The organism is Nocardia sp. NPDC056952 (assembly GCF_042674185.1).
Taxonomy (GTDB): domain Bacteria; phylum Actinomycetota; class Actinomycetes; order Mycobacteriales; family Mycobacteriaceae; genus Nocardia.
The window spans coordinates 661,996-675,405 of sequence record NZ_JBHURA010000002.1 but is presented as its reverse complement, the minus strand read 5'-3'; the positions used below and the strand labels follow the sequence as shown (position 1 = coordinate 675,405).

Annotated in this window: 12 protein-coding genes; 10 read left to right on the top strand and 2 right to left on the bottom strand. The window is 66.4% G+C overall.

Annotated elements, in window-relative coordinates:
- Nucleotides 1–114: 114 nt before the first annotated feature.
- Both ACFTS5_RS10340 and ACFTS5_RS10335 read left to right on the top strand, forming a co-directional pair.
- On the top strand, nucleotides 115–777 hold the full coding sequence (locus ACFTS5_RS10340; RefSeq protein ID WP_378629570.1) for a HEAT repeat domain-containing protein: 663 nt from the start codon (nucleotides 115–117) through the stop codon (nucleotides 775–777).
- Entirely contained in the window at nucleotides 771–1,793 is a 1,023-nt protein-coding gene (locus ACFTS5_RS10335) for a MerR family transcriptional regulator (protein ID WP_378629567.1), read from the top strand. Before ACFTS5_RS10340 ends, ACFTS5_RS10335 begins: the two co-directional genes overlap by 7 nt.
- Before the next feature lie 73 nt (nucleotides 1,794–1,866).
- Here ACFTS5_RS10335 and ACFTS5_RS10330 read toward each other — a convergent pair whose 3' ends face one another.
- Nucleotides 1,867–2,622, bottom strand: a complete 756-nt coding sequence (locus tag ACFTS5_RS10330) for a dienelactone hydrolase family protein (RefSeq protein WP_378629564.1) — start codon at nucleotides 2,620–2,622, stop codon at nucleotides 1,867–1,869.
- Nucleotides 2,623–2,781: 159 nt separating this feature from the next.
- Between ACFTS5_RS10330 and ACFTS5_RS10325 the strand changes: the two genes are divergently transcribed.
- The 5 genes from ACFTS5_RS10325 to ACFTS5_RS10305 all read left to right on the top strand — a co-directional run bounded on the left by ACFTS5_RS10325 (nucleotide 2,782) and on the right by ACFTS5_RS10305 (nucleotide 9,467).
- Complete coding sequence (locus ACFTS5_RS10325; RefSeq protein WP_378629562.1) at nucleotides 2,782–3,699, top strand: helix-turn-helix transcriptional regulator; 918 nt, start codon at nucleotides 2,782–2,784, stop codon at nucleotides 3,697–3,699.
- 179 nt (nucleotides 3,700–3,878) lie between these two features.
- Nucleotides 3,879–4,685 (top strand): LppX_LprAFG lipoprotein, encoded by an 807-nt coding sequence (locus ACFTS5_RS10320; protein WP_378629559.1) that lies wholly within the window; start codon nucleotides 3,879–3,881, stop codon nucleotides 4,683–4,685.
- A 252-nt stretch (nucleotides 4,686–4,937) separates the two neighbouring features.
- The gene (locus ACFTS5_RS10315) at nucleotides 4,938–6,404 is read left to right on the top strand and encodes a fatty acid desaturase (RefSeq protein ID WP_378629556.1); all 1,467 of its coding nucleotides are present in this window, start codon (nucleotides 4,938–4,940) and stop codon (nucleotides 6,402–6,404) included.
- A gap of 45 nt (nucleotides 6,405–6,449) precedes the next feature.
- Nucleotides 6,450–7,619, top strand: a complete 1,170-nt coding sequence (locus tag ACFTS5_RS10310; protein WP_378629554.1) for a type III polyketide synthase — start codon at nucleotides 6,450–6,452, stop codon at nucleotides 7,617–7,619.
- A 12-nt stretch (nucleotides 7,620–7,631) separates the two neighbouring features.
- The gene (locus ACFTS5_RS10305) at nucleotides 7,632–9,467 is read left to right on the top strand and encodes an ATP-binding cassette domain-containing protein (protein WP_378629551.1); all 1,836 of its coding nucleotides are present in this window, start codon (nucleotides 7,632–7,634) and stop codon (nucleotides 9,465–9,467) included.
- A 42-nt stretch (nucleotides 9,468–9,509) separates the two neighbouring features.
- On the opposite strand, the gene ACFTS5_RS10300 is transcribed toward ACFTS5_RS10305, so the two are convergent.
- Nucleotides 9,510–10,406: a glucosyl-3-phosphoglycerate synthase gene (locus ACFTS5_RS10300; protein ID WP_378629549.1), complete on the bottom strand. Its 897-nt coding sequence runs from the start codon at nucleotides 10,404–10,406 to the stop codon at nucleotides 9,510–9,512.
- A gap of 156 nt (nucleotides 10,407–10,562) precedes the next feature.
- Here ACFTS5_RS10300 and ACFTS5_RS10295 point away from each other — a divergent pair, with 156 nt between their 5' ends.
- The 3 genes from ACFTS5_RS10295 to ACFTS5_RS10285 all read left to right on the top strand — a co-directional run bounded on the left by ACFTS5_RS10295 (nucleotide 10,563) and on the right by ACFTS5_RS10285 (nucleotide 13,386).
- A complete protein-coding gene (locus tag ACFTS5_RS10295) occupies nucleotides 10,563–11,891 on the top strand; it encodes a TerD family protein (RefSeq protein ID WP_378629547.1) in 1,329 nt (442 codons plus the stop codon).
- Between the two features lie 80 nt (nucleotides 11,892–11,971).
- Nucleotides 11,972–12,514, top strand: coding sequence for an MOSC domain-containing protein (locus tag ACFTS5_RS10290; protein ID WP_378629545.1), 543 nt, complete (start codon nucleotides 11,972–11,974; stop codon nucleotides 12,512–12,514).
- Between the two features lie 116 nt (nucleotides 12,515–12,630).
- Entirely contained in the window at nucleotides 12,631–13,386 is a 756-nt protein-coding gene (locus tag ACFTS5_RS10285; protein ID WP_378629543.1) for a MerR family transcriptional regulator, read from the top strand.
- Nucleotides 13,387–13,410: the final 24 nt, after the last annotated feature.

Sequence of the window (13,410 nt, the reverse complement as noted above, 5' to 3'; positions counted from 1 at the left end):
GGCAGTCGAATCCAACGGCTCGGGCCTCGCGACACGGCTGAGCATCGTGACACGATCGAGCGCTTGACCCTGACACAGTGACAACGTCTTCACTGGAGGCAGGAGGTGGTTCCCATGAACTCGACACCAGCACACTCGGTAGACCCGCGGCTGCTTGCCGCATTGAGCGCGGAGACTGCGTCGATCAGGTTGCGGGCCGCCCTGGCCGCGGGCACACATTCTGACCCGGCGCTGCTCGGAGTCCTGATCGACCGCTGCGCCGTGGAGCCGGACTTCTTCGTCCGCGACATGCTCACCTGGGCACTGACCAGGCTCCCCGGCGAGCTGACCGTGCCGCGGCTGCGCGCTGAGCTGGAATCGGGGGGTGCCCAGGCCCGCAGCCAAGCGCTGCACACCCTGTCCAAGATCGGCGATCCGGCACTCTGGCCGGCGATCACCCCCGCGCTGCTGCGCGATCCCGACGACGACGTGGCCCGCAGTGCGTGGCGAGCCGCGGTTGTTCTCGTGCCCGATGCCGAGCGCGCGGCGCTGGCCACCGAACTGGCCACCCAATTGGGGCGCGGTGATCGAGACGTCCGGCGCAGCCTGAGCCGGGCGCTGGCCACACTAGGTGAGGTGATCACCACCGTGCTCCACCGGGCGGCCGTCAGTACCGACCCGCACGTGCGAGGTCACGCACAGGCCACCGAGCAGCTGCTGCGCGACCCAGAGGCGGCCTTCGATCCCGACATCGACGCGGCGAAAAGAGTCGCGGCGCTCGACGGCGCACCGTGCTGATCGGCGAGGTGGCGCGGCGCTCGGGAGTCAGCACCCGAATGCTGCGCCACTACGACTCGCTCGGACTGGTGCCGCCCACCGGGCGCACCGTCGGCGGCTACCGCCAGTACTCCGATGCCGACATCCGCGGCATCTTCCACGTGGAAAGCCTGCGCTCCCTGGGCCTTTCGCTGCGCGAGATCGCCCGGGTACTGGCAGATCGATCGTTCACGCCGCAGACCTTGGTGAGCGATCTGATCGCACGCACCGAGGAACGGTTGGTGCGCGAGCGCGAACTACTCGAACGTCTGCGCGCTGTCGAGAACGCCGAGCCCGGCGACTGGCACGACGCGCTACGCATCGTCGAACTCGTGCGCACACTCGGCTCGACCGACCCGCACCGCCGCCTGCAGGCAGTGCTGAACCCGGCCGACAACGCGCCGGTGCCGGCCGAGATGCTGGCCGCGGCCGTGCTCGCCGAGTCCGAACCCAACATGGCAGGCGCCCTGCGCTGGGCGCTGTCGCGGGCGGGCGAGGACGGACTGACCGGGCTCGCGCCCGGGCTGGCCGCCGCCGATGTCGAGGTCCGGCGCCGGGCTGTGCTGGCAGTGGCGGAAATTCCGGGCGAGGCCGCGACCGCGCTGCTCACCGCCGCACTCGACGACCCGAACCCGACTGTCCGCGGGCCCGCCGCCCTGGCCGCCGGAAGCAGCGGGATGAGAGCGGCCGAGCCGATCCTGGTGGCCATGGTGATCGCGGGCACCAACGATGTCGACGCAGGCGAAGTGCTCGGCGCGCTGTCGCAGGACCCGGAATCCGCAGATCGAATTCTGGGCGCGCTGACCGCCGCGCTGACCGCACACGAAGACGACGCCGCCATCCGTATCCGGCTCGTTCAAGCACTGGTGGAGCTGCCCGGCACCCGCGCACTGGCGACCTTGCGGGCGCTGAGTGCGGACACCGATCACTCCGTCGCGCTCGTCGCCACCGCCTTCACCGAACTGGTGGCTGCTCGGGCGACGAACCCGGATCGCTGATCACAACCGATGGTCTTCGGTGGTCCACCGGCCATGTTGTCACCGAACCCGCGAGCCGGCCTGCAAAACAGGTTCAGCGCAGGATGCGGGCGAACAAGCCGGTCAGCTCGGTCCAGTGCCGGGCATCGGCCCCGGCGTCATAGACATCGGTGTCGGATTGGGTGAAGCCGTGGCCGGCACCGGGATACACCTCGGTGCGGAAGACGGTGCCTGCGGCGGTGAAGGCGGCGTCGAGCTGTTCGATCTGTTCGGGCGGGAGGCCGGGGTCGGCGTCGGCGTGCGCGAGGTACACCTCGGCGGTGATTCGGTCGACTACGGCGTGCGGACTGGTGGAGTCTTCGGTGGCCAGTCGGCCGCCGTGAAAGCCGGCCACCGCGGCCACACGGTCAGGGTAGGCGGCGGCGGTGTGTAGTGCGTGGCGCACGCCCATGCAATATCCGGACAGGCCCACCGGATTGCCCGTGGTCAGCGGGGACTCCGCCAGCCACGACAGATACGCGGCGGCGTCGGCGACGACGAGCTCGGGTGTCAACGCGGTCAGCAGCGGGCGCAGGACACCGAAGATCTCACCGCGCCGATCGCCCCCGATGAAATCGGGAAGGTCGACCACCGGTGCGGAACCGTGGCGGTAGAACAGATTCGGAACGAGCACCGTGAAGCCGTGGGCGGCGAGGCGTTCGGCGTCACGGCGCACCACCGGCCGCAGACCGAAGGCGTCGGAGAACACCAGAACCGCGGGGTGGGGCGCGTTGTCGTCGGGGTAGGCGAGGAAGGAATCGGCCTTGCCGTCGGCAGTAGCCACGGAGAGGGTGTGCGTGTGTACCGCCACGGCGGAACCTCCTGAGGGCGTCGAGTTGCCCACAATCTACTGATCGCGCAGCGGTGATCCGGCGCTCGAACCGGCCGGGACCGGCATTTGTGCACGCACTGAATTCGACGCAGCGCAAGCTGATCCGGGTACCGGCACCACCTGGATACCAGGATCGGCATGGACGACGATGATGGGATGAGTGAAGTGGTCGACATGCGCTCGGTGAGCACCGAGCGTCGCGCCCAACTCGGTGCGTTCCTGAAGTCCCGTCGCGCCAAGATCACCCCGGGGGATGTGGGTCTGCCATCAGGGTCGCGGCGGCGAACGCCGGGTCTGCGCCGGGAAGAAGTCGCGCAGCTGTCCGGCATCGGCGTCACCTGGTACACGTGGCTGGAGCAGGGCAGACCGATCAACGCCAGTGTGCAGGTGCTCGACGCGGTGGCGCGCACCCTCGGCCTGGATCACGCGGAGAAGGTGCATCTCTATCGCCTCGCGGATGTGCCGTCGGTGCCCGCTGCCGCGGTGGAGCCGGCGATGCCGCCGGGTCTGCCGATGATCCTGGACCAGCTCGCACCCTTGCCCGCGGTGCTTCTCGATTCCCGATACAACGTCCTGGCCTATAACGACGCCTATCGCGCATTGTTTCCCGGCCTCGCCCGCCCCGACGCCAATGTGCTGCGCACTGTGTTCGTGACACCGGAGTGCTGCAATCCCTATCGGCACAACGTCGACGATCTGCGCCGCATGGTCGCCTACCTGCGCGGTGCGTCGGTCCGTCACCTCGATGACCCGGCGTGGCAGGAACTGATCGACGAGTTGTGTGCGGCCAGTGCCGAATTCGCCGGGATGTGGGCCCGCAACGACGTGGCGGTGCCGGTGAACCTGGTCAAGGTGATCCAGCATCTCGCGGTGGGTGACCTCGCGATGCACCTGACGATCATGAGCCTGCCCGCCACCGACGGCGAGTGGATCCAGATCTTCACCCCCGTCGACGATGCCGAGGCCGCGAAGTTCGCCGTGCTGCTGGCGATGTCGGACGGCGAGCGGCGGCGCCCGGGCGACGATCATCGACGGCGGTTCCATGTATCGGGCTGACCTGGGGTAACGCCGTCTCGCCCCGGGGTTCGGATACCCGTAATCGATAGCGCGACGAGACAACTCGCAAATCGAATTCCTCGGGTACTATCGCCGACGGGGGAGCACGAGATGAACGATGGTCTTCGGCTGCCCTATACCGATATACGACCATCTCCAGGGGATGAAACTTGATCCACATGACACCGAACCCCACCTCGCGTCGGCGCTTCGCGCGACGCTCCGGCATCACTTCGGTCGTCGCGGCGGCGGCGGTTTGCGCGGCCCTCGTATCCGGCTGCACCAAAGACGATTCGGCCACCACGGCGGGCCCGGCGCCCACCGGCCAGCTGCCCGAGGGCGCACAGATCGTGAAGGAGTCGGCGAAGACCACGCAGACCCTGCACAACGTGCACCTGAAGATCAACGTCAAGAACCTGCCCGACCTGCCGGTGGAAACCGTGTCGGCCGATGTCACCAACGAGACCCAGGGCTCGGGCGCGGCGATGGGCGAGGCGAAGGTCAAGCTCACCCCCGAAGCCGCGTTCACCGAGGCGAAGTTCCTTGTGGTGGACAAGGTCCTCTACACCCAGGCCGGTGGCCGCTACGTGCCGTCGGGTCCGGCGGAGAAGGTCTACGATCCGGGCGTCATCCTGGACAAGGACAAGGGCATCGCGAATGTGATCGCCAATATCCAGAACGCGAAGACCGAGGGCCGTGAGGTGATCGACGGCATCAACACCGTCAAGGTCTCCGGCACCATCGACTCCGCGGTGATCGACCCGATCGTGCCGCGCATCGGTCAGAACGCGGGCACCATGCCGATCACCGTGTGGATCCAGGACACCGCCCCGCCCGCCTCCGATTCGACCAAGCCCTCGGACGCCGCGTCCACCGGCGACGGCCCGAATCTTGTTCGCGCCGTGGTGAAGAAGGATCAGGGCGAGGTCACCGTCGGTCTGTCGAACTGGGCCAAGCCGGTCAACATCATCAAGCCCGCCGGCTGATATTCGCCGGTAATACCGGATCAACCCACACCGGTCCGGGGTCAGCGGAGCCTGGCACGCAGTGCCCTCCGCAGCCCCGGGCCGGTGTGTCGTCTGGGTGTCGCCCGCGGTAAACGAATCACGAACGCACGAGTGCGCATCCAATAAGAGAATGTTCAGCGAGATGCAAGGCGCCACAAGGACTATACGTGTCGGGACGCTGGTCGGCAGGCAACACGCATCGGACGCCGATCGGACACGGAGGAAGAACTAATGACGATCGATGATCGACCTGATGAAGCGGAGCGCGAGCTCCCGCCACCGCCCGGCCCGGGGGGTCGGCCTCCCGTCAACAACGTATGGGTTTATAACGGCAGAGCCTACGACCTGAGTGACTGGATCTCCAAGCATCCAGGCGGTGAATTCTTCATCGGCCGCACGAAAAATCGCGACATCACCTCGATCATCGGTTCCTACCACCGTGATCCGGAAAAAATCGCGCGGATGATCGAGCGTTACAGTCTCGGTCGCGATGCCACGCCCGAGGACATCCATCCGAAGAACAACGCCCCCGACTTCCTGTTCAAGGACGGCTTCAACAGCTGGGACGACACCCCGAAGTACAAGTTCGACAACAAGGCCGATCTGCTGCACCAGGTGAAGGCCCGGCTCAAGGAACCCGAGCTGGCGGCCCGGCTGAAGCGGATGGACCGCGCGTTCAACATCGTCGTCGGCGTGCTGATCTTCGCCTACATCGCCGTGCAGGCGCTGCGTCTCTACGACACGAGCTGGATGCCGTTGCCCGCCTTCGTGATCGCGATGGTGCTGCTGCGCAGCTCGCTGGCCGGGTTCGGTCACTACGCGATCCACCGCGCGCAGAAGGGCTTGAACAAGTACGCGGTCAACGCCTTCGACATGAACTATGTCGCGCTGTCTTTCGTCACCGCCGACGGGCACGCACTTCTGCACCACCCGCACACCCAGAGTGAAGTCGACATCAAGAAGAACGTCTTCACGATGATGATGCAGATCCCGCGCCTGTACCGGGTGCCGGTGCACACCGTACACAAGTTCGGACATCTGCTGACGGGCATGATCATTCGCCTCCTCGATGTCTGCAGGCTCACCCGCAAGGTGGGCATCAAGGACATGTACGGCAGCTGGCGTGGCGCGCTGCCACACTTCATCGGCTCGTTCGGGATGCGGTTCCTGCTGGTGGCCGAGTTCGTGGCCTTCGCCATCGCGGGTGACCTGCTCGCCTGGGGCCTGCAATTCGTGATCACGCTGTGGATCAGCACCTTCATGGTGGTGGCCAGCCACGACTTCGAGATCCCGACCGAGGAACTGCACACCGAGACCGAGGACTGGGCGGTGAACCAGCTCGAGCAGGCCTACGACCTGACCGTGGTCGGCAACAAGTACGTCGACTGCTTCCTCTCGGCGGGCCTGAGCTCGCACCGTGCCCATCACGTACTTCCGTTCCAGCGCAGCGGGTTTGCCAATATCGCCTCGGAGAACGTGGTGCGTGAGGAAGCCGCGAAGTTCGGCGTGGAGTGGCTGCCCGCCAAGAGCTTCTTCGGAGATCGTTTCCCCAAGCTGTGCCGGACCTATCTGCTCGCGCCCTCCCGTGAGGCCGAGGAGAACCGGTGGGGTTTCGTGCGCGAACACTGCGCACCATCAGCGCTGAAGACCTGTGTCGTCTACACCGCGCAGGGCTTCTCCGGCATCGGAACCGTCTGACCCGGCCGTTGCCACCTCTGATCTGTCTCGAAAGGATTTGTGCCCGTGTCTGTTTCCTTTGACCTGCTCCGCACGCCCGACGTCGAGCGCGGGCACGACCTGCTACCACCCACGCCGCCGACGACCGTCGGCGTGATCGAAGCGGTCGCCACCGGTTCGCCCTCGCTGGTCGTCGAGCAGTCCGTGAACGCGGGCCGGGTCGCCGAATTGTTCTCCGATCCCGCTCAGCGCCAGCGTATTCCGCGGATCTACGCCAAGACCAGGATCGACACCCGGCACCTGGCCATCGACCCACTCGACTCCGAGTTCCTCGAGTTCAGCCGCAAGCCCGGCACCATCCGGGAGCGGATGAACCTGTTCTTCGAACACGCCGTGCCGCTCGCCGTCGACGTCGCCCAGCGCGCCGTCGCGGGGCTGGCGAACCCGGCCGAGGACATCGGCCAGCTGATCTTCGTGACCAGCACCGGCTTCATCGCCCCCGGCGTCGACGTCGCCGTGGTCAAGCAGCTGGGTCTGTCGCCGAAGGTCGGCCGGATGGTCATCAATTTCATGGGTTGCGCCGCGGCCATGAACGGCATCCGCGCCGCCGTCGACTACGTCCGGGCCCACCCGGACAAGAAGGCGATGGTGCTGTGCATCGAATTGAGTTCGGTCAACGCCGTTTTCGACGATGACGTCAACGACGTGATCACCCACAGCCTGTTCGGCGACGGCTGCGGGGCGGTGGTGATCGGCGCCAACCAGGTGCACAAGCCGCTCGCGGCCGGCAGCGTCGTGATCCGCGACAGCTTCAGCCACCTGTTCGACGACGCCGAGGACGGCATCGTGCTCGGTGTGAAGGACGCGGGCATCACCTGCGAACTGGCGACCAGCCTGCCCGACTACATCTACCGCGGTGTCGACCCGGTGGTGTCGGAAGTGCTGGCGCGCAACGGGCTCGGCAAGTCCGATATCGAGTTGTGGGCGATCCACCCCGGTGGTCCCCGCATCATCGAGGAGTCGGCGCATTCGCTCGGCATCCCCGCCGAGCTGGCGGCGCCGAGCTGGGCGGTGCTCGCCGAGCACGGCAACATGCTCAGTGTCTCGCTGATCTTCGTGCTGGAGCGGATGATCCGCGACGCACAGACAGCGGCACCGATCTCTACCGGTGTGGCGTTCTCGTTCGCACCCGGTGTCACCCTCGAGGGCATCGTGTTCGATGTCATCCGAAGCTGAGAGCCGAAGGTTATGCATCTGCTCCGTTTTCTCGCGGCGCTGTCGCCGGCCAGGATCGCGGCCGTCGTCGCCGCCGGCCTGATCTGCGGCGCCGCCAACACCTATCTGGTGACGCTGATCAACGCGGTCGTCTCGCCGCGCCCACAGCCGGACAACCTGCTGCTGCGCTTCGGTGGCACGGGTCTGGTGATCCTCGTCAGCGGTGTGCTGTCGCAGGTTCTGCTGATCCGGCTGTCCCAGGACGCGATCTACCGGTTGCGCAGCGACCTGAGCTCCGGAATCGTCTCCGCCCCACTGGAACACCTCGAACGGCTCGGCATGCACCGCCTGATGGCGACGCTCACCGAGGACGTGCGTTCGCTGTCGCAGGCCGTCACCGCCATTCCCTCGATCTGCGTGGATGTGGCGACCATCGTCGGCTGCTTCGTGTTCCTCGCCGTGGTCTCGGGACCGATTTTCGCGGTCACGGTCGGCGGCACATTGGTCGGCATCGCGTGTGTCGAACTGGTTCTCAAGCGCGTCCGCGGTATCTACCGGGACGCTCGGGAGAACGAGGACGCGTTGCTGCGATCGTTCCAGGCCGTCACCCTCGGCATCAAGGAACTGAAGCTGCACCGCGGTCGTCGTCGTGACTTCATGGACCGGCACCTGCTCGGTTCGGCGGGTACGCTGCGCGACCAGAACACCGACGCGGGCTCGAAGTTCTCCTACGCCCAAGGCTTCGGCCAGGCGCTGCAGCTTGCCACGATGGCGCTGATCCTGTTCGTCATCGCGGCCGCACTGGATCTGCCGCGCGAGACGATGGTCGGCTACGTGCTGGTCACCACGTTCCTGGCGATGCCGATGCAGAACTTCATGCACCGCATCCCCGATCTGCTGCGTGGTGATGTGGCGCTGGCCAAGATCCGGGCGATGAACCTGTCGATGACGACGTTGCACGACGAGGAGTCGCTGCCGTATTCGGAGCGTCCAGCGGCAGGGGAGGCCAAGCTGGAACTGACCAACGTCAGCTACATCTATCGCTCGGAGGCGCCCTCGCAGGTGCCACCTCCGCCGGGATCGCACGGGCCGGGTGGGCATCCGCCGCGTCCCGGGATGCCGACGCGCGAGGGCGACGGCAGGCCGCGGCATCCGCATCCCGCCCACCCCGGCGCACATCCGGGTGGTGGTCCGGTGGATGTCAACGGCAAGAACTGGGTCGACCACGGTGGCGTCGATGTGCGCCCGCTGGCTCCGCCGCCCGGGCTCGACGAGTCCGAGGATGCCGGTTTCCGCCTCGGCCCGATCGACCTGGTTTTCGAACCGGGCCAGATCACGTTCATCGTCGGTGGCAACGGCAGCGGGAAGTCGACGCTGGCCAAGCTCATCACCGGTCTGTATGTGCCACGCTCGGGGTCGTTGTCGCTCAACGGGGAGAGGATCGACCACGACAACATCGAGTGGTACCGGCAGAATTCGTCGGCGGTGTTCACCGATTTCCATCTGTTCGAGGACTACCTGGGATTCGACCGCCCCGGTATCGACGCCGAAGTCCAGCGTTATCTCGACGAGTTGCAGATCGCGCACAAGGTGACCGTGCAGGACGGCCGGTTGTCGACCGTCGACCTGTCGCAAGGGCAGCGCAAGCGGTTGGCCCTGCTCACCGCCCTGCTCGAAGACCGCCAGATCTATGTCTTCGACGAATGGGCCGCCGATCAGGAGCCTCGGTTCCGCGACGTGTTCTACCACGAGATCCTCACCGATCTGAAGCGCCGCGGTAAGACGGTCATCGTGATCACCCATGACGACCGGTACTTCGATTGCGCCGACCAATTGGTGAAGCTCGATTTCGGTCTCGTCGCTGTGTGACGCGTGAACGCCGGTCCCTCGCGGGGCCGGCGTTCTCGTGTGTCAGGCGATGTCGCGGTACTCGGCGATGCGGCGCGACATCGGTGGCCGGTCGGCCAGGCTGACCTCGGAAGGTGTTCGCCGCCAACCGGTTTCCCCGGGCAGGAACTGCACCAGGCCGATCCCGGAATCCCGGATGCCGAGTCGGTCGAGCAGAGTCGCCACGACCTGGCGGCTCATCACCGCGAGTTCGTGTGTCGGCCGGTTGCGATGCACGCGGATCCCGAGGTCGACCTGGGCGATGGCCGACAAACCGCGCCGCTGCCAACAATCGAGCAGGATCCCGATCTCCGCGCCGTACCCGCCGGCGATGGAGATCTGCTCGAGAAACGCACGCGTGGCGCCACATTCGCCGCCGAGCGGCTGGATGATCTCGGCCAGCGCGGGTGCGAGCGCGGTGAGCAGCGGGCGCGCCACGAGCTGTGTGACCCGGCCACCCCCGTCGGCGTCATCGGTCATCGGCCTGCGATAGTAGCCCTTCACCAGGGCGATGTGGGGGTCGGCGAGCAGCGGTGCGAGCAAGGTGGGCACGAACATCGGATCGGGTTCGACGAGATCCGCGTCCAGGAAAACGATCAGATCACCGGTACACACCGCCATCGACCGCCACAGCACCTCGCCCTTGCCCGGTCGCACCGCCACCCCCGGCAACGCCTCCTCCCGCGTCAAGACCTCGGCCCCGGCGGCGCGCGCCCGCGCGATGGTGCGATCAGCGGACCCGGCATCGAGCACGATCAACTCGTCGACCAGCCCATCGGGCAGCGACTTCACCGAAGCAACCACCCCGGCGACGGTGTCCTCGTCATCCAGCGCGGGCACCACCACCGAGACCCGACGACCCGCCTTGCGGTCGATCAGTTCACGGACGTCCATCCAGCCAGTCAACGACACACTCGCCACTCCCGCTACCGCTGCGCCTCGATCTGTGACCGAACCCAACGGTTTTCCGCCCGTGCTTGGACATACCTACAGGTCCGTGCCGGTCATCGAACGCAGACCCGATGGCAGGCTCGGCGGGTACCGTGGGGCTCAGCCGACCGGTGGAGGGCATCAATCATGAGTGGGAGTGCGGCAACGATGGTCGAGGTGTCCAAAGGGTCCAAGACCGATCTCGTCGACGGGCGGTACACGGTGCGCCTGGATCTCGACAGCCCGGCCGGGGCGGTGGACATCGCGGCGGTGCTGTTGACCGCCGACGGCAAGGTGCGTTCCGATGCCGACTTCGTGTTCTTCAACAATCCGGCAGCGTCGGGTGTTCGGTTGGAGTCCGATGCTGTTGTCGCGGTCGATCTTTCGGCATTGCCCGCCGAGATTCATCGGGTGGTGATCACGGGGAGTACGGAGGCGCAGGGGATCGAGTTCGGGGCGGTCGCCGGGTTGCGGGTCTCCGCTGTCGGTTCCAGTCAATCGGTGAGTTTCGTGCCGCCGGGTCTGGATTCGGAAACGGTGCTGCAAGCCGTGGCGCTGTATCGGCGGGGAAGTGGGTGGCGGCTCGACGCGATCGGTCAGGGATACAGCGCCGGGCTGGCTGCGTTCGCGACCGATCACGGCATCGTCGTCGACGCGGACGAAGAACCGGCCGACGTGTCCGCGCACGTGGCCGAAGTGCTTGCGCCCCAGAGTGTTACACCCCCGGCGCCCTCGGTCGATCTGCGCAAAGTCGATGTCGTGCTGACCAAGGATTCGCCGGATCGCCGCGCCACGATCGACCTGCGCAAGGGCGATCCGGGCTACGTCCTGACCGTCGGCCTCGAGTGGGACGGCCGCGGTGCGAAATACGACGCGAACGGTCGTGTCACCGAGTTCGGTACGGGCGACCTGGACGTGTACTTCTTCTGCCGCAACGAGATCACCGGCGACTACGTGGTCCTCAGCGGCGAGAAGGGCCACCAGGGCGACATCACGCGGTGGCCGTTCATCCATCACCAGGGCGACACCCGCGGCCCCGGGGCCGACAACCTCCCCGCCACCGAACAGGTCACCGTCCGCCCCACCGAGAACGGCGATCTGCTCCTCAACGTCTACCAATCCGTGGACAACGGCGCGGGCGCCATCGACAAATTCGGCAACCCCCGCGTCCGCGTCCGCTACGGCCGTCCCGGCCCCGACGGCCTCCCCGACAAGGATGCCGACCAGATCACCGTCGTCATCGGCAACGGCAAGAGCTCCTTCTGGGCCACCGTCGCCCATATCGATGTGCGTGACGGCATCCTCACTGTCGACGGCACCATCCACTACAGCCGAGCCTTCAGCGAACGCATGCCCGTCCTCGATACCGACGGCACCTGGGTCCGCTCCGCCAAGAACGGCCCCGTAGGCCGCAGCAAGAAGGCCAACGGTCTCGGCTTGAGCCGCTACGAAGGCCAGTGCCCCACCCCTCGCTGAGGCGAAAACCACCGGATAGACGGCACTGTGCGGGGTTACGCTCGCCGTGACGTTTCGAACGACGAGGGGCACGAAACACGATGAGCGGCACAGTGATCGCGGTGAACAGCAACGGTGAGTACTCGTTCACCAAGCCGACCAGACCGAGCATTCGGCTCTTGACAGGACTCGGTGTGGAGGGCGATGTCCACGCCGGAACAACGGTCAAACACCGCTCTCGTGTCGCCCAGGACCCGACCCAGCCGAACCTGCGGCAGGTTCATCTCATGCACGAGGAGCTCTTCACCGAGGTCGCCGAACACGGATTCGCCGTATTCCCCGGCGATCTCGGTGAGAACATCACCACCAGCGGCCTGGATCTACTCGCACTTCCGGTGGGGGCGCTGCTGCGGATCGGTTCCGCCGCGGTCGTGGAGATCACCGGCCTGCGCAACCCGTGCGTCCAGATCGACAGGTTCCAAGACGGGCTGTTGAAGCAGCTCGTCCACCACGACGCGGCAGGCACCCTTGTGCGTAAGGCCGGAATCATGGGCGTGGTCGTCACCGGTGGCGAGGTCCGACCCGGCGACAGCATCGTCGCCGAACGTCCGCCGCAGCCGTGGAAGGCGCTGGATCGGGTCTAGCGATGTGGTGACCTCTGGATTCGGCGGGCGTATTCGGGCTTGCACCTGACGTAAGGTCAGGTTCTACCGTCGGTGACACCGGCGCACAGTGCGCCGGTGGAAGTGGGATGAAGCGGATGGACCAGCGCGGAACCGAGCGTGTGTGGAAAGTCGGTGAGCTCGCGGCCGAGGCCGGATTGACGGTGCGGACGTTGCATCATTACGACCGGATCGGGCTGGTACACCCGGCGCAACGCTCCGGCACCGGCCACCGGCTCTACACCGCGAGCGATGTCGAGCGGCTGTATCAAGTGCTGGCCCTGCGTCAACTGGGCCTGGGGCTCGACCAGATCGCCGATCTGCTCGCGGGCTCCGTGGCGATGACGAAGGTACTGGCCGCTCACCGCGACTATCTTGCGGCGCAACTGGCCGCGACCCGGGATCTGCATGCCTTGGTCGCGGCACTGACCGCCACCGCGCAAAGCCGGTCGGACGCATCCACGGATCACTTCCTGGAATTGATCAGGAGGACCGTCATGGTGGACGACACCATCAAGCAATACTTCACCGAAGAGCAGTTGACCCAGCTCGCACTGCGCCGGGAACAACTCGGTGAACAGCGCATTCAGCAAGCCGAAGCGGACTGGGCCGTGCTGATCCCCCAGGTCGACGCGGCGATCGTGGCGGGCATGGACCCGACCTCACCCGAGGCGCAGGAGATGGCGGCTCGGTGGATGGGACTGCTGGAAGCGTTCCACGGTGGCGACGACGGTCTGCGCGACAGCATGTACCGGATGCAGGCCGAGGAGTCCGACCGGATCGAGAGCGAGTTCTGCGGACCCTCACCCGCGCAGATCGAGTTCATCACGACCGCGAACGCCGCACGCGAGTAGCGGATTCGGCAGGAGCCACGCTTC